The 22,444-nt window shown below is 58.4% G+C and carries 16 protein-coding genes; 10 read left to right on the top strand and 6 right to left on the bottom strand.

Going from position 1 to position 22,444, the window contains the following annotated elements:
• Positions 1 to 96: 96 nt before the first annotated feature.
• Genes VL547_RS09705 through VL547_RS09715 form a run of 3 tightly spaced genes read left to right on the top strand, consistent with a single transcriptional unit; the run spans position 97 to position 4,412 of the window.
• Positions 97 to 801 carry a hypothetical protein gene (locus tag VL547_RS09705; protein WP_325577463.1) on the top strand — a complete coding sequence of 235 codons (705 nt, stop codon included), beginning with the start codon at positions 97 to 99 and terminating at the stop codon, positions 799 to 801.
• The gene (locus tag VL547_RS09710; RefSeq protein ID WP_325577464.1) at positions 802 to 3,162 is read left to right on the top strand and encodes an McrB family protein; all 2,361 of its coding nucleotides are present in this window, start codon (positions 802 to 804) and stop codon (positions 3,160 to 3,162) included. It begins immediately after the preceding gene.
• 2 nt (positions 3,163 to 3,164) lie between these two features.
• Positions 3,165 to 4,412, top strand: coding sequence for an McrC family protein (locus tag VL547_RS09715; protein ID WP_325577465.1), 1,248 nt, complete (start codon positions 3,165 to 3,167; stop codon positions 4,410 to 4,412).
• Here the strand turns inward: VL547_RS09715 and VL547_RS09720 are convergent.
• From VL547_RS09720 to VL547_RS09730, 3 genes are read right to left on the bottom strand one after another with little or no spacing between them, the layout of a single operon-like run.
• Positions 4,378 to 5,796, bottom strand: coding sequence for a Gfo/Idh/MocA family oxidoreductase (locus VL547_RS09720; protein WP_325577466.1), 1,419 nt, complete (start codon positions 5,794 to 5,796; stop codon positions 4,378 to 4,380). The two genes, VL547_RS09715 and VL547_RS09720, sit on opposite strands and share 35 nt — an antisense overlap.
• 23 nt (positions 5,797 to 5,819) lie before the next feature.
• A complete protein-coding gene (locus VL547_RS09725; protein ID WP_325577467.1) occupies positions 5,820 to 6,851 on the bottom strand; it encodes a permease prefix domain 1-containing protein in 1,032 nt (343 codons plus the stop codon).
• A complete protein-coding gene (locus tag VL547_RS09730) occupies positions 6,812 to 7,168 on the bottom strand; it encodes a PadR family transcriptional regulator (protein ID WP_325577468.1) in 357 nt (118 codons plus the stop codon). Before VL547_RS09730 ends, VL547_RS09725 begins: the two co-directional genes overlap by 40 nt.
• A 149-nt stretch (positions 7,169 to 7,317) precedes the next feature.
• Between VL547_RS09730 and VL547_RS09735 the strand changes: the two genes are divergently transcribed.
• On the top strand, positions 7,318 to 8,112 hold the full coding sequence (locus VL547_RS09735) for a hypothetical protein (protein ID WP_325577469.1): 795 nt from the start codon (positions 7,318 to 7,320) through the stop codon (positions 8,110 to 8,112).
• On the opposite strand, the gene VL547_RS09740 is transcribed toward VL547_RS09735, so the two are convergent.
• Entirely contained in the window at positions 8,109 to 10,847 is a 2,739-nt protein-coding gene (locus VL547_RS09740) for a substrate-binding domain-containing protein (protein WP_325577470.1), read from the bottom strand. The genes VL547_RS09735 and VL547_RS09740 overlap by 4 nt on opposite strands.
• 217 nt (positions 10,848 to 11,064) lie before the next feature.
• Between VL547_RS09740 and VL547_RS09745 the strand changes: the two genes are divergently transcribed.
• From VL547_RS09745 to VL547_RS09770, 6 genes are read left to right on the top strand one after another with little or no spacing between them, the layout of a single operon-like run.
• Positions 11,065 to 12,384: a sugar porter family MFS transporter gene (locus VL547_RS09745; protein WP_325577471.1), complete on the top strand. Its 1,320-nt coding sequence runs from the start codon at positions 11,065 to 11,067 to the stop codon at positions 12,382 to 12,384.
• Between the two features lie 4 nt (positions 12,385 to 12,388).
• Positions 12,389 to 13,249, top strand: a complete 861-nt coding sequence (locus VL547_RS09750) for a PfkB family carbohydrate kinase (protein WP_325577472.1) — start codon at positions 12,389 to 12,391, stop codon at positions 13,247 to 13,249.
• A gap of 2 nt (positions 13,250 to 13,251) precedes the next feature.
• Complete coding sequence (locus tag VL547_RS09755; RefSeq protein WP_325577473.1) at positions 13,252 to 16,371, top strand: TonB-dependent receptor; 3,120 nt, start codon at positions 13,252 to 13,254, stop codon at positions 16,369 to 16,371.
• Between the two features lie 9 nt (positions 16,372 to 16,380).
• Positions 16,381 to 18,090 (top strand): RagB/SusD family nutrient uptake outer membrane protein, encoded by a 1,710-nt coding sequence (locus tag VL547_RS09760; protein WP_325577474.1) that lies wholly within the window; start codon positions 16,381 to 16,383, stop codon positions 18,088 to 18,090.
• 11 nt (positions 18,091 to 18,101) lie between these two features.
• A complete protein-coding gene (locus tag VL547_RS09765) occupies positions 18,102 to 19,637 on the top strand; it encodes a glycoside hydrolase family 32 protein (RefSeq protein WP_325577475.1) in 1,536 nt (511 codons plus the stop codon).
• Positions 19,619 to 21,166 carry a glycoside hydrolase family 172 protein gene (locus VL547_RS09770; RefSeq protein WP_325577476.1) on the top strand — a complete coding sequence of 516 codons (1,548 nt, stop codon included), beginning with the start codon at positions 19,619 to 19,621 and terminating at the stop codon, positions 21,164 to 21,166. Before VL547_RS09765 ends, VL547_RS09770 begins: the two co-directional genes overlap by 19 nt.
• A gap of 36 nt (positions 21,167 to 21,202) precedes the next feature.
• Here the strand turns inward: VL547_RS09770 and VL547_RS09775 are convergent, their stop codons facing one another.
• Positions 21,203 to 22,135 carry a DUF1080 domain-containing protein gene (locus tag VL547_RS09775; RefSeq protein WP_325577477.1) on the bottom strand — a complete coding sequence of 311 codons (933 nt, stop codon included), beginning with the start codon at positions 22,133 to 22,135 and terminating at the stop codon, positions 21,203 to 21,205.
• A 42-nt stretch (positions 22,136 to 22,177) separates the two neighbouring features.
• Complete coding sequence (locus VL547_RS09780; protein ID WP_325577478.1) at positions 22,178 to 22,441, bottom strand: response regulator; 264 nt, start codon at positions 22,439 to 22,441, stop codon at positions 22,178 to 22,180.
• Between the last annotated feature and the right edge of the window lie 3 nt (positions 22,442 to 22,444).

The following is a 22,444-nucleotide window of genomic DNA, read 5'->3' on the forward strand; positions in this document are numbered from 1 at the left end:
TCGTGAAAATGCGGAAAATGATCGCCGACAATTTCAACAAAAATCAAAACGCCCAATCCTATGATGGTACTGAATTCGAGATCGTTTCTTAGTCCATTGCTGGCTGTACTTGTATTTTCCCGTTGTCAGCCGGCCCCTAAACCCCATTGTCAGGCCGTTATCGTGCTGGATAAAACGAATAGCGTTTCTTATGCCAAAAGATGGCCGCTGTTGAGACAGGAAATAACTGAGGATTTTGTACGGACCTATTTCACAGCGATCGAAAATATTCAATGTTCGCGTCTTATTATCACAGGAAACACCCGGTTTTCTCCGGAGGTCAGCCGCTTCGATGAGGTGCGCCCAAATGCCGAGGGACGGAGTGGTGAGGAAGATCTGGAAAAATGGGAGGAGGATAAACAAGATTGGATAGACCGTGAGGCAAATCGCGTAGACTCGCTCGTTAGCGTTCGATGCACTAGCAACACAACCGATATATTTTCCATTTTTAGCGGAATCCAGCAGGTGCAAAGGACCAATGGGTCATGGGACAGTGTCAAAGTATTTATCTTTAGCGATATGGTCAATACCGCCGGTCCGGATAATATGAATAGGATGCCTTTAGATAGCGCTAATGCCATGGGGAGAGAGGTCTGCAAGCGACTGATCAGGCAGGGGCAGATAACTGCCGGAAATACGGAAAATATTTACCTTACGATATATACGCCGGACACAATGGACCATCCTGCCTTGGTAAACCTGTTTTGGAAGGGTTTTTTTGCAGAATGGGGATTGTCGGAGAAACATTATCATTTCGAATAAATGAAATCAAAAGACCTCGAAGCTATAACCATCAGCCATGTCAGGCAAGCGGCAGCGATCTATGACCCCAGGAATTTCTCGGCTCGCAGCGTCGCCCGGAATACCGTCGTCTCGATCGACGGGAAAGCATACCCGGTTAAGAACATCGGGGCCATTGCCTATAGGTTGGCGTACGATAAGGATCTGCCGCTGGCCTCTTTTACTACGGTGGAAATGTCCAACTATTTCAAAAGTCTAAGGAGCGATGATATCGTAATAGAAAAATTGGATCAGACAGGCCTTCCCTTTTTCGAGGAAGCGGAGCTGGTCCGCTTTTCCGAAATCATTCATTCCGACGAACGGCGATACAGGAAGGATGATGCGGACTCTGCCGAGACCAGCGAGGTCGTGAAGCTAATTTTCGATAAGACCAACTACTGGGCGCGCCAGGTGGCGGGCTCTCTTCCGGGTTGGGGCTTTGAAGAGGATAATATGTGGCAGATCGGTGGCAATTTCAAGTCATATTCCTGGGCGACCGTATTTTCCGAACAAGACCGGAAGCGGCCGGTTTTTTTTACCTTGGGTGTAGACAGTGATCAGGGGGGGCGTTTGGTGTTGAAGCTGGATTGTCAGCGCTCGGGATCGGGGAAATTGGCGGAGGGGCCCGTTACAGTATTTGACCAATATTTGCGAAATAATGGCGTAGTCTGGAAAGTGATCGCCGCGGCATCCATCGAGGAATACGACTGGGAAAAACTGGTGGCGGAGACAGTGGACTATATCCATAGGAATGAACCTTACTATAGGGCTTCGCTTGATATGGACGTCTCGCGGTCCCGCGTCGAATCTATCAAAACCATGGCACACATTTACTCCTTAAACACCATCCTTTACGGCCCACCGGGCACCGGGAAGACCTACAACACTATCGACATAGCCTGTGATATACTGGGTTTCCAGCCTGACCCCGACGCCCCGGATCAAAAGGCCAGGAAAGATAAACGGGAGTTTTTTGAAGGAAAACTGGACGACAGGATAGAATTTGTCACTTTTCATCAGAGTATGTCCTATGAAAATTTTATCGAGGGGATCAAGCCCAAGGAGGTTGGGACGAATTTGACCTACAAGACTGAGCCTGGGATATTCTCCAAGATAGCCTACCGGGCCCTCCAGAACATTCACAGTTATTACGAGAAGAGCAAGATCCCGTCGATCGATTTCAATTCCGTCTACAAGGAATTTATCCGGGATGTGCAGCAGCGCGCGGCCACCAATCCCCTTCTTTTTACGACAACATACGATTCAAGGCTCCGGTATGACAAGATGCACGACGCTACGACGATGGTCGTGTATTTCCAATTCAACGATCGGAGCAAGCAAAGCGGACCGGGAAGGCAACCATTCAACGTACGCTTGGACAAGATCAAATTGCTCTATGATAGCAAGGTGCCGGATAAAATAAAGAGCCTGAAAGACGAGATAAAACCGATCGTGAAGTATAATGAATCCGTCTATTTCGCCGTATACAAGGATTTCCTGAAGTTCCTTTCCAACAAATACCCGGGTTATTCCATACAGGAAGCCCAGGAGGCCGATGGGGAAAATCTCCCGCGGGAACTTGCCGAGATGGAAGACTATGGCCGCCTGCTCCAGCAAACTGAGGACTTATTGGCGGAAGAAGGGGACGATTTCATAAAATCCGACCCCTACATTCTTATTATCGATGAGATTAATCGCGGCAACGTCTCCCAGATATTCGGAGAGATAATTACCCTTATCGAAGACGACAAGCGCTTCTTAAGAGCTGAGGGGACGCGGGTAAAGCTATCTTATTCCCAGAGCCAGTTTTCCGTCCCGCCGAATTTATATATTATCGGCACCATGAACACCGCCGACCGCAGCGTTGAGGCGTTGGATACGGCGTTGCGCCGGAGGTTTTCTTTTCTCGAGATGCCCCCACAGGACAGGCACGAGAAGATTTCAAAGGCGGTAGGCATACATACGGATGTCTTTGATTTCCAGGAGGTGCTCCGGACCATCAACCGGCGCCTCGAAATGCTGTTGGACCGGGACCACGCAATCGGTCATAGCTACTTTTTGGACCCGGACGGCGTCCGGGACTGGCGATTTTACCTGGATGCATTCGAGAAAAAGATCGTACCGCAACTTCAGGAGTACTTTTACGGCGACTATGGCAAAATTGGGTTGGTGCTGGGCGGCGGCTTTATAAAAGAACGTAAGAACGAAAACGGAGACAGGTTCTTTGCCGCTATAGATTATGAGGATGCGGCTGAATTGGTGGAAAAGAGGATTTGGGAAATTCGGGCAATCCGGGACGAGCTGGAATTCGCCCAGGCGCTCAGAATGCTACTCAATAATTAGAAATGGCGACCTTAACCGTATATGAACACCGGTCATACAGGGTGGGGGATTTGTGCGGTGATGTTATTCTAAGCGACGCTCATCTGAACCGTCTGCAGGAAAGCTATGAGCGGAATCGGCAATTTTATACACTAATCCATCGCGGAGTACGGTTCTGCGAATATGTTGGCGCGCTCGCCATCGGGGGATTGACCATCGAAGTACTACCGAAGATAGATGGTGTTCCCGGCAATGAAGCGATGTGGCAGCATTTACTGACCACCATGCTGCGGACCTCCGGAATCGCCGACATCCGCTACAGCGGTTTCGCCCCGTTGTCCATCCACCGTCATTCGATATTGGATCTGTACGTGGACATGTTCCTGCACGAAGCGCAAAGCCTTTTGCACGACGGACTCGTAAAGAAATACAGCGAGAAAGAAGGAAACCAGCCCGCTTTGAAAGGCCGGTTGTCGTTTTGCAAGAATATACAACACAACCTGATCCATGCTGAAAGGTTCTATGTTCGCTATGGCGTCTTGGACCGGGACAACGTCTTTAACGGGCTACTCCGCCAAACGCTCCAGGTGATCACCCGAATCGGCGGTGTTGTCGGCGCCGGCGCGGCAAAGGCGCTTTTGTTGGATTTTCCCGACTGCAGGACCGTGCCCGTAAAGCATTCGACCTTTGACCGGTTGCGTTACGACCGAAAGACGGAAAGGTACCGGCAGGCCATGAAAATAGCCAGGATGCTGCTCCTGAACTATCATCCCGATATCCGCCGGGGCAACGATAACGTACTTGCCCTGATGTTTAACATGAACCGTTTGTGGGAACGTTATGTGTTTACGGGGCTACGGAAGATATTAAGCCCGCGGTATCTTGTAACCGAACAGGTTCGGCGTGACTTTTGGAAGCCCGAAGGTCAATACATGCGTATCATCCGCCCTGACATCGTCATACACCAGGCGGGACGACCGGTCATGGTACTAGACACGAAATGGAAGGTCATGAAGGACAACCGACCGGACGACGACGACCTGAAGCAGATGCTGGTGTACAATATCTATAACGACACTCAGACGAGTGCGCTGGTTTATCCGTCCGTGGGGGTCCAAAAAGGGGTGACCGGTGTTTACCAGCGGGGGAACTACGAGTGCAGCCTTCTTTTTTTGCCACTACTTAAAAACCTGGAAATTGATTGGGGTGTTCTAATACAATTCATTGAAAGTAAAGCTACAGCGTCCAACTCCCCCTATACCCCCTCCTAACAAACTCATTCGCCTCGTCGAAATTCGTCACCTTCATGGAGGCCCCATCCCACAACAATTTAATGTGCCTCCCCGGGTAATCGAACCCGTCCCCGGACGCCGCCTTTTTCCGCAGCCCGAAGCTCCGTATCGCCAAATTCCCCATGAGCACGCTCTCGGTGAGCGGCCCGGCAATATCGAAGTTCGAGCTAAGCGCCTTTGCCTGGGCGATCCCGTAACCGGCGATCGCCGCTTCCACCCAGGCCTTATAGTGCCCTTCATCCCCGCCCGGCACCCGCGCCACGGTTTGCGGCACGGTCACCTCGTGCGATCGGGACGTCGGTAACAAAGAAGGATTTTTCCCATAGGTGGCGCACATCATATTCCCCTTTGTCCCGTAGAAGATGGCGCCGTTACCCCCGTCGCCCAGCACCTCGTTCGGCAGGAGCTCGGTGGGTCGCGTCGGCTGTATGCCGCCGTCCATCCAGTGCAGGGTGACGTCGGGGTTTTTGAACGTAAGCGTGATGTGCGAGGCTATGGGGCAGCTGTCGGGGAAGTATCCTTCTCCCCAGTTTTGCACATACGGTGTCGCTACGCTGCATTCCGCGGACACGGGGTACCCCAGACCGAGGATCGCGAACGCGGGCGCCATGATATGGCACGCCATATCACCCAGGGCGCCCGTGCCATAATCCCACCAGCCGCGCCAGTTGAAGGGCAGCTGCCCGTCGAAGTACGGTTTGTCGGGCGCCGTGCCCAGCCAGAGGTCGTAGTCCAATCCGGCGGGGATGGGGGAGGCCGTCGCTGGACGGACGATGCCTTGCGGCCAGATGGGGCGGTCGGTGAAACAGTAGATCGTGTGTATGTCCCCGACGATCCCCGCCTTGTACCAGTCGACCAGCTGCCGGACGCCGTCCCCGGAGGCGCCCTGGTTCCCCATCTGCGTCACCACCTTGTATTGGTGCGCCGCCTGGGTGAGCATACGCGCTTCGTAGATATCGTGGGTGAGCGGTTTTTGTACGTATACGTGTTTCCCCATCTTCATCGCCGCCATGGCCGCCACCGCGTGCTGGTGATCCGGGATGCCCACGGATACGGCGTCGATGGATTTGCCGGAACGCTCCAGCATCTCCCGGAAATCTTTGTAGAAAAGTGCTTTCGGAAACTTCTTCCGGTTCTCCACCGCCTGCCGCTCGTCGACGTCGCAGATAAACCCGATCTCCGCTTTGCCGGAGGCGTAGAACTGGTTGATGTCGTCTCCACCCTTCCCCCCGGCCCCGATACCGGCGATGACCAGCTTGTCGCTGGGGGCGACGTATCCGCGGCCCAGCACATGCCGGGGCACGATATAAACGGAGGCGCCCGCAAGGGCCGCGTTCTTGACAAAGGAGCGTCTGGTAGTCATGTTAAAAAGATACGACTATTTTTTTATGCGGCCGCGACCTCCCTGAACCTGCCGGTCGCTCGCGCCGCAACGGTACCCATGACGGTCCCTACCACGATTGCCAGAACGAAATAGACGGTATAATGCGTATGCCCCCGTGCCTGGTCCGCCAACGTCCCTGCCCAGGTTTCGGCAACCAGACCGGAAAGGGCGTACAGGAGTAATGCGCGCAGCAATTGCCCGCGCCCCGGGTAGCAGGCGACACAGAATGCCCCGGTCGCATATACGCACCCGAACAAAACCGAAGCCGTCGGGATGTCCCCCCATACGCGGGTCATGGCCGCCACTATTTCAATGACAAAACCAAAGAGAACGATATACGGCGCCGTAAGACGGCTGAAAAGCCCGCGAAAAGTCAGCCGGCCCGGAAACGAGATGCTGAAGACCGAGAGCAGCAATACTACGGCCATGCTGACGATACCCAGGTAGTGTGTAAACAGGAAAAACCCGTTGGCATAGAGGATTTCGTAGCTGGAACCGGGTACGCGTACCATCGGTCCGCGGAACATAATGGCCACCGGGCCGAGGGATAGCAATATGGTCAGCCATGGCCGGCGCTCCGTAGTCCGTTGGAGCCAGGCCGAGAACCGCCTCCCCCAAATCAAAACGGACCAGACGAATGCGCACACCAGCAAATTGAAGGCGATGCATAAAAACAGTTGACCAGGATGGTGCGCGGCATACTGCATCACCAGCTGGCTTCCCCCGGTGTACAACCATTGCAGCGAAGTGAGCAGGCTGAAACCGAGCAGCATATATGCCCATATCCGCTCCGTCACCAGTACCGGGTTGACTTTTTGATATTCCAACGACAGCTCGTCCGTTTGACCTAACCGGCGTGTAGCGACGAGAAACGCTTCTTCTTCCGACAAACCGCTGTTCCGGAGGTCCTCCACCGCATCGGCGAGGTGTGACTCCAGCTCGGCGGCGTCGGAATCGCCCAGGCCGCCTTTTTGACGGATGGCCTGGATGTACATCATAACAGACCGCTGAAGATCGAAATGCCGGGGTTCCATAATCGTTGTATGATTTGATGAAATGAATTCCACTGCGCCACCTGTGTCTCCAGGTTCTCGCCTCCCTTTTTGGTAAGCGTGTAGTACCGCCGTTCCCGGCCGTTGTCCGCGGTCGACCACGCCGCGGTGATCCAGCCCTTCTCCTCCATTTTTTTCAGTACGGGGTATAACGTACCCTCGGCCACCTCCAGTTTCCCGCCGCTTTTCTCCTTGAGTTGCTGGATAATTTCGTAGCCATAGCTTTTGCCCTGCCTAAGGATCATCAGTATCATCGGCGTAAGGGAAACGGCTACCAGTTCCTTGTTACCGTCCTTCATAAAATAAATATACATAGAAGTTCTAGGTATCCGTCAGAATCGAATGATATTAACGTAATTTTCGGATTCCATGCGCCTCTTTCACCGAAAACGAACTACGGTCTCGTGCCCCCGATGCCTCGGGAAGGGCCACGTCAACGAGGACGACATTGCGCGCCTCTGCCGCATGGCTTACCACCGGTCTCACCCGGGAAGAAAGAAGTCTCGCCATCGACAACACCTGGCTCAAGGGGTGTCCCGTCAACGAAATCGACCGTCGCTGGCTTGAAAGTGCCATCAAGCTGCTCCTTGGATTCTTTGGATCGGACAGGCGCGTGCTGATCCCTCACCATACCGATTTTCCCATACAATACGACCGTTCAGACCAGAGCGCCAACAAAACGATGCGCATCGTTGCCGGACAAATGGAGGTCGATCCGGACAGCATACAGGTACAGTTCTTTGAGGACGAAAAGAGAAAACTGGACGCCGGAAGCTTCTTTGGTGACGAGGTTTTCCTGGAGGGCGGTAAATATGCCCTGGGACATTACGGCGGCCAAACAGTGGAGGGGCAATACGAAATATGGCTCAACCGGTCGCTCCTGACCCAACCGGAAAGCATGGTCGCCACCCTGGCCCACGAAATCGCCCACATCAAATTGCTCGGTGAAGAGCGGATGGACAAAACCGACGAGCACCTGACCGACCTGACCACCGTCGTCTTCGGCCTCGGCGTCTTCAATGCCAACGCGGCCTTCCAGATCATCAAGACCGCCACTTCCCACGGCTGGCGCAAAAAAGGCTACCTGACCCAAATGCAATGGGGCTATGCGTTGGCGTTATTCGCGCACGTAAGGCATGAACAAACGCCCGCCTGGATCGATCACCTCACCCGCAGCATCAAAAAGGACTTCCTGCAAGCACAGGGATTTATCCGGGACAACCCGGAAAAGATTGGCGTCTAGCGCCCCGCGTGCGTCCTCTTATAATCCGTCGGCGACACCCCGCACTTCCCCTTGAACACCGTCGAAAAGTAATTCGGGTTCGAAAACCCCACCTTGTAGGTGACCTCCGCAACGGAGAGCTCCCCGGCCGCCAGCAGCGCCTGCGCCTCCTTGATACGGCGCGTCAGGATATATTCCGACACGCTGGTGCCCAACAGGGCTTTGGCCTTGCGGTACAGCTGCATCTTCGAGATGCCGATCAGCCGGCAAATGTCGTCGATGCCGAACTGGTCGTCCGACAGGTGCTGCTCGACGATCCCCGTCAGGTCGTTCACGAATTTTTTGTCCAGCCGGTTGGATATCGACCCTTGCGGTACGTCGGCGGCGAAATGCTTCTTCAGTAACGACCGGTTGCGGATCAGGTTCTGGACCGCGGCCGCCAGGTATTCGAACTGGAAGGGTTTGGTGATATAGAGGTCCGCCATGGCGTCCAGCCCGGAAATCTGTTGCTCGACGCTCGTCTGGGCGGTCAGTAAAATGATCGGGATGTGCGACGTCCTGAAGTCCGATTTCAGCGTCGACGCGATCGTTTTGCCCGATTGGCCGGGGAGCATGACGTCGGAGACGATCACGTCGGGGATCAGCTCGTATGCCTGCGTCAGCCCGTCGTTCCCGTTGCGGGCGATACAGACGTCGAAGGACGGGGAAAACCGGTCCCTGAGATACTGCAGCAATTCCTCGTTGTCCTCGATCAACAATAAAGTCATCTCCTTGGGCGCCTCGAAGGAAAAATCCGACGCCGGCGACGATACGGGCTCCAGATCGCCCTGGTAGACCGCCAGCTCCTGTACGTTGCGGGGAACGGGCGAGCCCTTTTCAAAGGCGGATAGGTGCTCATCCCCCATGGGCAGCGCCACGGTAAAGGTGGTTCCCTTCCACTTGACGCTGTCCACGGTGATAGACCCATGGTGCAACCGCACGATCTCCTTCGACAGCGAAAGCCCGATCCCCGACCCCGCCATGGGCGCGTGGTCCGCCTGGTAGAAGAGGTCGAAGGCGCGCGAGGCTTCTTCTTCGGTCATCCCAATACCGTTGTCGGTCACGCGCACTACGGCCCGGCCATCGAGGATATCCACCCGCACGAAAACCGCTCCGTCCTCGCGCCCGAACTTGATGGCGTTGGAGATGAGGTTGAAAAAAACCTTATCCAGCAGCTGCGTATCGAACCAGAGGGGAATGTCGCGCTCCGCCGCCTGGAAATGGAGGTGGATGCCGTTGCGGCGGGCGTGGCTGGTAAAGCTGTTGACGATATCGAGCACGTATTCCACGAGGTTGTTCCGGGTGGCCTTGATGGTTTGCTTGTCGATCTCGATCTTCCGGTAGTCGATCAGCTGGTTGACGATCTTCATCAGCCGGTGGGTGTTCTGCTGGATCAGCTGTATGTTTTGCCTGCCGGCCGCGGACAGCCGCTCCGAGTCGATGATGTCCGAGACGGGCGACAGGATGAGCGTCAGCGGCGTCCGCAGCTCGTGCGACACGTTGGTGAAGAAGTTCAACCGCGCTTCGGTGGCGGCTTCCGCGCGGGCGGACATGTCCACGAGCTGGTTGCGCTGCTCCTCGATCTCGCCCTTCTGGGCTTTCAGCCGCCGGTTGATCTTGATGTTTTGCCTCAGCGATACAAAAGCCAATCCGCCAAACAACACCGCCAGGACGAGCGACAGGATGATGACGTTCAGGACGGTCTGCTGGCTCCGGTAAATGGAGCGCTGCTGGTCCATCAGCTGTTGTTGTCTTTCGATGAGGTCCTGTTGCCCGATGATCTTGTTGTACTGCATATTCATCACCTGGACGTTCCCGGAGTCCACGACGAGGGACTGGAGCATGCTCACCTTGGGCACCGTTTCATGGTCGAGCATCCGGCAGGCCGTGATGATGGCCTCTTTCCCAAAGGTGGGATAGACGAGGCTCGCGTCGAGGACCTTTTTGCCGATCATCTCCATGCCGCCCCCCTGTCCGGGCAATGCGTCCACGCCGATGACCCGGACGCGCCGGCCCGGGCACACCTGGTTCAGGACGGTACGCGCGCCAAAACCCATGTTGTCGTTTTGCGCAAACACCGCATCGACCGTCGACAGGGAACCCCGGATCGCCAGCAGGCTGTCCTCCGCGGTGCCGGTCAGCCAGTTGCCATGGACCGTCCTTTGGATATGGATGTTGGGAAAGGCGGCCAGCCCATCCTTAAAACCCCTTTCCCGCTCGATCGCGGGGGACGACCCTGCCAGGCCGAGCACCTCTACCACCGACAGGGGCCCATGCGCCGACTCCCCCAGATACCGGGCGGCCATCCGGCCGATCACATAGTTATCGGTCCCGATAAAGGTGGAGTATTGGTCGGAAGCCGTCTTGCGGTCGATCAGGATGACGGGGATTCCATTATTATAGGCCTCCTCCACGACGGGTGTCAGCGGTTTGGCCTCGTTGGGGGAGACGATCAGCACGTCGATCTTGCGCTCCCGGAGCATCCGGGCGATCTGGCCGGCCTGGAGGCGGCTGTCGTTCTCCGCGTCGGTATAGACGAAATCGACGTTGGGATGGAAGCTCAATTCCATTTTCATTTCGGCCAGCATCTGTCGCCGCCAAAGGTCCGAACCGACGCATTGCGAAAAATAGATGGTGTGCGCCGGTTGATCGTTGGAAGGGGTACACCCTGCCAAAAAAACGGTCGCCAGACACGTAGCAAGTATAGCAAGCCTCATAGACATTCGGAAGGTAGGGAGAAAAACGCGACCGAACTAACGGCCGCCGCCGCCAGTCGTTACAGGATCGAAGAATCACGTAACAAAAACAAAGACCCTACCCTCTAATTTATTGTCTCACAGGGGTGTGTGAATTTAGAGGATTTTGACGAGTCTTCGATTGCCCCCCGCCGCCCCGCGCCCTAGATTGCGCCGGTTATACCAGAAAGCTTGCTATATGAGAAAGAACAAGGTTGTCCTATGGTCATGGGTCGTCGCACTGGGCGGATTCTTATTTGGTTTTGACACGGCCGTTATCTCCGGGGCCGAACAATCCATCCAGCAGTTTTGGCATCTATCGGTTTTCGAGCACGGCCTGACGGTATCCATTGCCCTGATCGGGACCGTTATCGGCGCCATGCTGGGCTCCGCGCCCTCCGACCGGTTTGGCCGTAAAAACACCCTCTACTTTGTCGCCATCGCCTATTTATTATCCTCGATCGGTACTTCGCTGGCGCAAAACTGGATCCTTTTTCTCCTGCTACGCCTCCTGGGCGGCCTGGGGGTTGGGGTCTCTTCCGTCACCGCGCCCATCTATATCTCCGAGGTGTCGCCCGCCGATCGCCGGGGCCGCCTGGTCGGTCTTTTCCAGTTCAACGTCGTCCTCGGTATCCTGATCTCCTATCTCTCCAACTACCTCATCAGCCAGTTCGGCGATGCCTCCTGGCGTTGGATGCTCGGGGTACAGGCGTTCCCTTCCCTCTTGTACCTCGTCCTCATCCGGTTTATACCCGAGAGCCCGCGGTGGCTGATCCACCGGGGTGAACATGAAAAGGCCGCGGCTATCCTGCAAACCGTCAACCCCACGACCTACAAAACCGAGATGGAGGCGATCATGAGCTCCTCCGCCAACGGCAAGACCGACGCAAGGCTTTTCAAGTCGTCCAACCGCACCCCCATCGTGCTGGCCATCCTCTTCGCCTTCTTCAACCAGGTCTCCGGGATCAACGCCATTATCTATTATGCCCCCCGCATCTTCGCGATGGCCGGTCTGGGCGCCCACGCATCGCTGTTGTCCACCGTGGGTATCGGCACCGTGAATTTTGTGTTCACGCTGCTGGCCATCAATATCATGGACCGTGTCGGACGGCGCACCCTGATGCTCGTGGGCTCCGTCGGGCTGGTCGTATCGCTGGTCCTTGTCGCGTCGACCTTTTACTCCGGCAAGCTGGACAGCTACGCCATCCCGTTGTACATCATGGCCTTTATCGCCTTCTTCGCCTTTTCCCAGGGAGCGGTCATCTGGGTATTTATCTCCGAGATATTCCCCAATGCCGTCCGGGCCAAGGGACAGACGCTGGGCAGCTCGACCCACTGGATCATGGCCGCCGTCATCGCGTTTTGTTTCCCCTACCTGGCCGAGCGGCTGGGCGGCGCCGTGACCTTCGGTTTTTTTGCCGTGATGATGGTCCTGCAGCTGTTGTTCGTCTGGTGGTTGATGCCCGAGACCAAGGGCAAGTCGCTGGAACAAATCGAAGTAAACCTGGTCATGCATTAACGATATGACGCAACCGATCGCATACTGCTTTGGTGAAGTCCTCTGGGACCAGCTCCCCGACGGGCCCCAACCCGGCGGCGCGCCCATGAACGTGGCCTACCACCTGCAAAAGGCGGGCATCCCCACCGTCGTGGTCAGCCGGGTAGGGGAGGACGCCTGGGGCGACCAGCTCAAAACGCTGCTGGGCGACCTGGCGGCCCTCGTCCAGACCGATGCGCAATACCCGACCGGCCAGGTCATCGCGCGGTTCAACGAAAAGATGGACGCGACCTACGACATCTGCGCCCCCGCCGCCTGGGACTATATCGCCTACGAGGAAGCACGTCCGACCTATTTGATATACGGCAGCCTCTCCTCCCGTAACGCGGTCTCCGCGGCCACACTGGACCGCTGGCTCGACGCCGGCGCGATCAACATCTGCGATATCAACCTGCGGCCGCCCTTTATCGACCCGCAGCGGATCGCGCAGCTGTTGCAAAAGGCCCACATCGCCAAGCTCAACGAGCACGAGCTGGACACGATCTGCGCGATGTTCGGCGGCGCGCCCGCACTCACTTTCTTATCCGAGGCTTTCGGCCTCCGCGAAATCGTCCTCACCCGCGGCGCCGACGGCGCGATATACTATCGCGACGGCGAGCTGTTCGAAGCCAAAGGCGCACCCGTGACCGTCGTCGACACCATCGGCAGCGGCGACGCCCTGCTGGCCGCGTTCATAGCCGCAAGACACGGACAACAAAGCCCACAGGAATCGATCGGCAAGGCCGTCGCCATGGGCGCCTATATCGCCACCAAAAAAGGGGCCTGCGCCCCCTATGAATACCCTGAATTCGACACATTTCAACATCACTATCTAACATTCGCTTGATTATGAAAAAACTACTGTTTATGCTGGGATGCCTTATCCTGCTGCTTCCCAACATCCACGCACAAAGCCGCCCCGTGACGGGTACCGTCACGGACGAGGACGGCAAACCGCTGGCCGGCGCCACCGTCCAGGTGAACGGTACCAAGACCACCGTCACCACCGACGACCAGGGCCGGTTTTCGATCGAGGCCGTCAAGGGCCAGACGCTAAAGATTTCCTTTGTCGGCGACCAGCCGATGGAGATCCTCGTGGGGAACAAAACCGTCTACTCCGTCCAGCTCAAGGCACAGGCGGGTAACATGAACGAGGTCGTCATCACCGGTTATACCGCCGAAAAGAAAAAGGACCTCACCGGCGCGGTCTCCGTCGTCAAGATGTCGGAGATCCAGAACATCCCCGACGGCAACCCCGTCAAGGCGTTGCAGGGACGCGTGCCCGGTATGACCGTAACCAGCGACGGCTCACTCAACGGCGCCGTTACCGTGCGGATGCGCGGCCAGACCACCCTCAACATCAGCAGCGACCCGCTCTACATCATCGACGGTATCCCCACCCAGCGTGGCCTCCAGGAAATCAACCAGGACGACGTGGAGTCCATCCAGGTGCTCAAGGACGCCTCCGCGGCGACGATCTACGGGTCGCGCGCGGCCGCCGGCGTCGTCATCGTCACGACCAAGTCCGGCAAGAACGGCGTCAAGCACATCGACTTCGACGCCTCCACGTCGCTCCAGCTGTACACCACCAAAATTCACGTCCTCAACACCGAACAACACGCCAAGGCCTACTGGCAGGCGGTCGTCAACGACGACCGGTTCGGCCCCAATGTGAGCAACCCGTACGACCCATCCGTGACCAACGGCATCTTTACCTACGACTGGAACCACGACTATACCAACCCCGTCCTCAACAAGATCAACATCCCGGAATACATCGACGCCGCCCACACCATGAAGGCGTCCAACACGAACTGGTTTAACGAGGTGTCCCACCCGTCGATCCTGCAACAGTATAACCTGTCGCTGTCCAACGGGACGGCGAACGGTACGTCCTTCCTTTCGGTCAGCTACCGCGACGACCAGGGGATCATCAAAAAGACCCGGAGCCAGAAGGTAACGGTCCGGGCCAACCTCGACTATAACTTTTTTAACGGCCGGCTCAAGGTCGGCGAAGACCTGACGGGGAGCTATTTCAAGGACGCGCAGCTCCCGATCGGGGACATCGTGTCGCTGTCGATCATCGAGAACCCCGTTATCCCCGTCCACACCGTGGATGGTGGCTGGGGCGGTCCCGTGGCCGGTATGGACGACCGGCACAACCCGGTCCGTTTGATCTATGACAACGACCAGAACAACAACAATTTCGCCCGCGTCCTCAGCAGCACCTATGCACAGCTGGAGCTCCTGCCGGGGTTGCGTTTCAAGACCGCCTTCGACGTGGACTACGCCGGCGACTACTACCGGTCGCTGTTGAAACCGTACCAATCCGGTTTCCTCTCCAGCACGATCACGCAGGTGGGGACCAGCTTCGATTACCAGGGATCGCTGACCTGGCAGAACCTGCTGACGTACGACGTCCGTTTTCACCAGCATAGCCTCAACCTGCTGGCGGGCCAGGAGTACATCGACAACCATAACCAGAACTTCAACGGCAGCGCGCAGGGCCTGGCGCTCGCCGACATCAACTATGCCTATCTGTCCGAAGGGACCTCGAATATCCTCGTCAACGGCGGCGGCGAAGCCGATGCGCTGTTGTCCTACTTTGGCAAAGCCAACTATTCCTACCAGGACAAATACCTCCTCTCCGCCACCCTCCGGCGGGACGGCTCCAGCAAGTTCGGGAGCAACAACCGGTACGCCTACTTCCCGGCAGCCTCCCTGGGCTGGCGGATCAGCCAGGAAAAGTTCATGCTCGGCACCGCCAAGGTCCTGAGCGACCTGAAGCTGCGCGCCAGCTGGGGCCAGACGGGGAACCAAAGCATTCCCGCCTATGCCACCTATTCCCTTTACCAGTCGATCTACGCCACGGACCTGACCTGGGGTCAAAGCGCCGGGAGCGCCTACGACATCAACGGCGCCGGTACCGGCACTTTACCCTCGGGTTTTACCTCGACCCAGACGGGCAACCCCGACCTAAAGTGGGAAACCACCACCCAAACCAACGTCGGGATCGACTTCGGCCTCTTTAACAATGCGCTGACCGGTGCGGCCGATGCCTATGTCAAAAAGACGACGAACATCCTGCTCAATCCGCCCTACCTCGGCGTCCTCGGCGAGGGCGGGAACGAATGGATCAACGGCGCGTCGCTGGAGAACAAGGGGATCGAGCTCAGCCTCAGCTACACCAAGTCGCTGAGCCGCGACCTGACGCTGACCGTGAGCGGCAACATCGCCCACAACGCCCTTAAAATAACCTACCTGCCCAACGACGCCATCATCGGTTATCCCGGTAACGGCACCACCTACACGATCATCGGTCATTCCCCCAACACCTATTTCGGCTGGGTCGCCCAGGGGATTTTCAAAACCGAGGACGAGGTCAACAACTCCGCCACCCAGCCGGGTAAGGGCCTGGGCCGCATCCGCTACGCCGACCTCAACAACGACGGCGTCGTCGACAACAACGACCAGGAGTACATCGGCAAGGCCGACCCCGACTTCACCTACGGTCTGAACACGACCATCAGGTTCAAGGACTTCGACTTCGCGTTCTTCTTCCAGGGCGTAAAGGGCGGTCTTGTCTCCAACGGCTTCAAATACCTGACCGACTTTACGTCGCAGGCGCCGGGCTCCAACTGGGGCTCCCGCGTGTTGAGCGCGTGGACGCCGGAGAACCCGGGCTCGAATATCCCCGCGCTGACGATGACCAATAACAACAACGAAGGCCGCTCCTCCACGTACTACCTCGAATCCGGCAGCTACCTCAAGCTGCGGAACGTGGAGCTGGGTTACAACCTGAAGAACGCCCTCAGCCGGTATAAATTCTACAAGGCGCGGATATACGTCCAGGCCGCCAACCTGCTCCGGTTCAAAAGCAAATCCTTTACCGGTCCCGATCCCGAAATCCCCGGCTCCGCATACCCGATTCCCCTGATCGCCACCCTGGGGGTAAACCTCACTTTTTAAACGAGCTATATGAAAAAGTTATCCATAGCCTTACTTTTCCTCGCGACGGCCTGCACCAAGCAGCTCGACAAGGAGCCGCAGGGCTCCGTTTTCACCGGGAGCCTTCAGACGCCCGAAAATACCGACGCGATGGTCATCGCGGCGTATTCCGCTTTGGGCAACGACCACTGGAGCACCCCGTACACCACCATGTGGGCCTACGGCTCGGTCCGCGGCGGCGACGCGTACAAGGGCGGCGCCGGCACGGGCGACCAGCCCGACGTCGACGCCTACGAGCAGTTCTCTTCCAACCGCGTCGACATCGGCGAATCGGACGGTACCTGGTACCGCTTGTATATCGGCGTGGCGCGGTGCAACACCGCTTTACAGCTGATCGAAGCGATGGACCCCTCCGCCTATCCGCAGCAGACCCAACGCCTGGCGGAGGTCCGGTTCCTGCGCGCCCATTTCTACTTTATCCTAAAGGTGCTCTTCAACCATATACCCTGGATCGACGAGACCATCCCCAAACCCGAGTACGACACCATTTCCAACCGGAGCTTCTCCAGCGACGAGCTGTGGTCCAAGATCGCGGACGACTTCCGTTTTGCGGCGGACAACCTCCCCGTCACCCAAACGCAGGCAGGCCGGGTCACCAAGGGCGCCGCGCAGGCCTATTTGGCCAAAACGCTCCTGTACCAGGCGTATACCCAGGACGACAACAACAACGTCACCGGAACCAACCAGACGCTCCTGGCCCAGGTGAATACGCTGTGCGACAGCGTGATCAACTCCGGCCAGTATTCGCTGTTCGCCGACTTCGCGGACAATTTCCTGTCTCAATTTGACAACGGCCCGGAGTCTGTCTTCGCCATCCAGTTCTCCAAGGCCGACCAGACCCCCGAGGGCCGCGTGGACGCCGGCGCGGGACTGGACTACCCAATGGACGCCGAATATGGCTGCTGCGGGTTCCACCAGCCCAGCTACGACCTGGTCAACGCCTTCCAGACGGGCTCCGACGGGCTGCCGCTCCTGGATACCTATAACGGGAGCAACGTCGCGGGCGCGGGCGACTTCAAGACCAGCACCTTCGACCCGCGGCTGGACCACACCGTGGCGATCCCCGGTCACCCGTACAAGTACCAGCATAACCTGATCTTCCAATCGGCTTACTGCCGCGACCCGGCCACGTACAACGGCTTTATGAGCCTCAAGGAGGTCGTCGCGTACAACGATCCGACCTTTGTGAAATACCCCCCCTTTATGTCCAGCTCCAAGAACTGGCAGGTCATCCGCTACGCCGACGTCCTGCTGATGAAGGCCGAGGCGCTGATCGAGATGGGCCAGCAGGACCTCGCCCTGCCGCTGATCAACCAGGTCCGTACGCGGGCGGCCGCGAGCACCGCACTGCTCACCCAACCGGACGGGAGCGCCACCTCGAACTACGGCATGACCACCTACCAACCCGGCGTCAACTGTACCTGGACGCAGGACTACGCGCGCAAGGCGTTGCGTTTTGAACGGCGGCTGGAGTTCGCGATGGAGGGCTACCATTTCTTCGACCTGGTCCGCTGGGGCGTCGCCGCGGACGTCATAAATACGTACTTTGCCACGGAGAAGGGGCGGACGCCGCACCTCGGCAGCGCCCACTTCACCAAGAACCGGGACGAGTACCTGCCGATCCCGCAAAACCAGATCAACTACAGCAAGGGACTATACAAGCAAAACCCCGGCTGGTAAAAACGATGGATATGAAGCGCACATTATCGACACTGGCAGTTGGATTGTTTTCGATAACCGCTATGGGGCAGGGGGCATCGACCCCCACCCCCCAGTGGCGGCCGCAGTACCATTTCAGCCCCCCAAAGAACTGGACGAACGACCCCAACGGGCTCATTTTCCTGGATGGTCGGTATAACCTCTATTACCAGCACAACCCCTTCGGGAACAAGTGGGGTCACATGAGCTGGGGACACGCGGTGAGCACCGACCTGGTCCACTGGAAGGACCTGCCTGTCGCCATTCCGCAAGTGGTCGCCCCCGATACGACCACCGACATCTTTTCCGGATGCGCGGTGCTCGACAAGGACAATACCAGCGGATTCGGCGCGGGCGCGCTCGTCGCCGTCTTCACCGCCGACCAGCCCAAGCAACACAAGGAATCGCAGTTCATCGCGTATTCGACCGACGGCGGTCTGCGCTATACGATGTACCCCGGTAACCCGGTCATCGACCTGCACATGCACGACTTCCGCGACCCGAATGTTTTCTGGTGCGACAAGGCCGGCCGCTGGGTCATGACCGTCGCGATGGTCAACGAGCACCAGGTTCGCTTCTACGGCTCACCCGACCTGAAGACGTGGACGCGCCTCAGCGACTTCGGTCCCGCCGGCGCCGCGGTCAACGGCTGGGAGTGCCCGTCGATGCTGCCCCTCAAAACCGGCGATGGGAAAACAAAATGGGTAGTATTCGTCTCCTGCGGCGGCGGCCACGGCCCGATGATGCAATATTTCGTCGGCGACTTCGACGGCACGACCTTTACCCCCGACGATCCGACGCCGCCATTGCTCACCGTCGACCAGGGTGACGCGTTTTACGCCGCCATCTCCTGGCGCGACGCCCCCGGTCACCGGATGATCATGGAAGGCTGGCTCCAGAACGGCAAACCCGAGACCTATCCCTGGAAGGGGCAGATGTCCATCCCCCGCGACCTGACGCTGCGCGCGACGCCCGCGGGACTCCGGCTGATGCAGAACCCCACGGCGGTGATCGCGGACTCCCTGGACAAAATCTCGCGCGGCCGCCGCTATGACTACCATGGCGCGCTAAAGACGCCGATATTCCTGGACCAGAAAGCCCACCTCACCGGCAACGCTTACTGGCTCGACGTCACGCTCGACCTCACGAAGGCGACCACCGCCTATATCGACCTGGCCTACGCCCGGTTTATGTCCCCCGGCGCGCGCCCGGTCTATATCGACGGCGACAAAAAGGTCCGCGTCGGCTACGACGTCGCCAGGCGTGAAATGTTCGTCGACTGCACCGCCTCCGAAAAAGACAACAAGCCCCTGGGGAACCAGGTGCTCCGCGCGCCCCTCGAGTCGCACAACGGCAAGGTCCGCCTCCGCGTCCTCTTCGACCGCTCTTCCCTGGAAGTCTTCGGCGGCGACGGGGAACAGGTGATCTCGACGATGGTGTACCCGGACGCTGACGCGACCGCCCTGTCGCTGTCCGCCGAAGGCCATGCGATCGTGGATAAATTGCGGCTATGGAATCTCGAGCGCTGAGGCTGTTGCTCACCGCGCTGCTGCCGTGCGCCGCCGCCGCGCAACCGGTCACGCTCCGCTCCCTCCTGCGCGACATGACCTCCTTCGTCACGGTCGCCCGTTATCCGCTACCCGCGTATACCCTCCGACAATCCAGCAGCTACGACCGCCGCTCGGTGTCGCCGGCGCAGCCCGGCTGGTTTGCCAACGCCGACTTCGACCAGTTTATCCGCACGGAGACCCACCACGGCCACACCGAGCACGTCATGCTCGACGCCGACGGCCCCGGCGCCATCGTTCGCTTTTGGCTCACCACCGCCGAAAAGCCCGGAACCCTCCGTATCTATTTCGATAATGCCGACACCCCGGCGATCATCGCCCCCGCCTTCGACCTGATGCAGGCCGGTCTGCCGCCGGGCCCCGCGCTATTGAACCCGCACTCCAGCTACACCCCCGATCACAACGGCGGCAACACGCTGTACCTGCCCTTGCCCTACCAGCGCCATTGCAAGGTGACCTGGGAATACAAGGACGCCCGGCGCGATGGTCACTATTACCAGGTCAACTACCGCACCTACCCCGCCGGCACGGCAGTGGAGACCTTCCAGCCGCAACTCCTGAAAAAGTACCGTTCCGCGATCGCCGCCGCCGAGTATCGATTATGGCATCCAAACCAGCCCCGGGCCGCAACGGCAACCGCACGCGGCCTGGTCCGTCCCGGCGATTCGATCCGCTTCCCGATGCCGCCGGGCCCGCACGCGATCCGCACCCTCACCGCCCGCATCTCGTCCCCCACAACCGATGGTTACGCCGCCCCCGCGCCCCCCGCCGCCTGGCGCTCCGTCTGGCTCACCATCCGCTTCGACGGAAACACCACGGTCAATTGCCCCCTGGGCGACTTCATCGGCAGCGGCGAAGGCGGCAGGCCCATCGACGGGTGGTACCGGACGCTGAAGGGTGATACGCTGACCAGCCGCTGGGTCATGCCTTACGCCAAGAGCGCGGTCGTCACGTTCACCAACCGCTCCGCAAGCAGCATCGCCATAGCGGGCGAAGCATCCCTCATGCCCTGGCGCTGGGACGACCGCAGCATGTACTTCCACGCCCTCTTCAAATACGACCCCAACGTGTACGACCGGAAATGGGACGACACCACGCAAACCGCCCTCGACTGGAACTTCGCCACCATAAAAGGCGAAGGCGTCTACATGGGCAACACCCTAGCTGTGGACAACCATATGGACGCCTGGTACGGCGAGGGCGACGCCAAAGCGTATGTCGATGGCGAGAAATTCCCTTCCGAATTCGGCACCGGCCTGGAAGACTATTACAACACCTCCTGGGCGCCGGTAAAGCTATACCAGACGCCCTTCGCCAACGCCCCGCGGGCGGATGACCCGTCGTCGAAAGGGGAAAATACATTCACCCGCGTACTCGACCTCGACGCGATCCCCTTTACAAGGGCCTTCTCTTTCGACCTGGAAATGCTCAGCTGGAAAGGCGGAACGGTGGACGTCGGCGGCACCACGTACTGGTACGCGCGCCCATAAGCGCCGCAAGCGCCGCGGCCCAACACGCTGCAAAAGCTACTCCACCGGCGTAATCACTACATTCCTGAACTGTATCGCCTCGTGGTCCCCCTGGAAGTAAACCGGCCCCGGCGCCCCTTCGTCGCTGTCGAGCGCCCCGCCGGTGATCCCGGGAATCTCCTGGTTGCAGATGATCGTCTTCCCGTTAGCCACGACCGTCACCATCCGCCCCACGAGCGTGATGTCGTAGCTCTGCCACCGGTCCGGTCCCTTGGCCATCATGTCGCTGGGCGTCAGCAAACCATACACCCCGCCAAACAAATGGCTGGTCGGATGCGCCGTGGGCGGACTGTCCTCGATCTGTACTTCATACCGTCCCCGGAGATAGACGCCGCTGTTACCGTCGCGGGTGTATTTGAACTCCACGTGCAGCTTGAAATCGGTAAACTTTCGGGAGGACACGAGGTTCGAGCCGGCGTGCGGGCTGACCAGGACGCCGTCTTGTACGACCCACTGGTGCGCGGAGCCGGTCTGCTCCCAGCCGGTCAGGTCCACGCCGTTGAAGAGCCGCACCGGTTTCCCCCAATGAGGGGCATCGTGCCGCGCCAGCAAAGGCGCCCTCACACCCGTGAAAGCATACGACTGCCCCGACGGGTCGGTCACCGTGCCCTCGATGCTCCCGTCGCGCAAGACGCCCTGCACCGTCAACGGGTTGCCGCCACCCTCCCACTGGGGTGGTATGGAAAAATGAAAATGACCGCTATCGAACAGCACCTCGGAGACCGGCCGCGCACTCCCTCCCGTGCTGCAAAACCGGCCCACCAGGGTCTTAACCCCCGAGACCTCGACCTCCAGCCAGGAAGGGGCCGTACGCGCGCCTTCCTTAACCTGGATATCCCACCGGCCGACCAGCCCGGAACCCGGAACGACCTGGGCAAACGCGTGGCCGCAAACAAGATAGGCGCACGCGGCAAACAACAGTTTACGCATACGCCTAATATAGGCTATTTTCCGCACGGGTGAGACGCGTCCTTACACGCACGCCAACAATTTCTCCCTGTCCAGCGGCTTATTCAGGAACTTCGCCACGAACTGGTTCCCCTCCGCCCGTTTCTTATCTTCCGAATCCATGGAAGTCGTGAGCATCATGATGATGCACTTCTTGCGGATATTCTCCGGCAGGTGCCGGTATTCATCGAGGAAATCGAACCCGGACATTCCGGGCATATTGATGTCGAGGAAAATCAATCCCACAGGACCAACCCAAACGGCTCCGCTATCGTGTCGGCGCGACACGAA

Source organism: Dinghuibacter sp. (assembly GCF_035492835.1).
Lineage (GTDB): Bacteria > Bacteroidota > Bacteroidia > Chitinophagales > Chitinophagaceae > Dinghuibacter.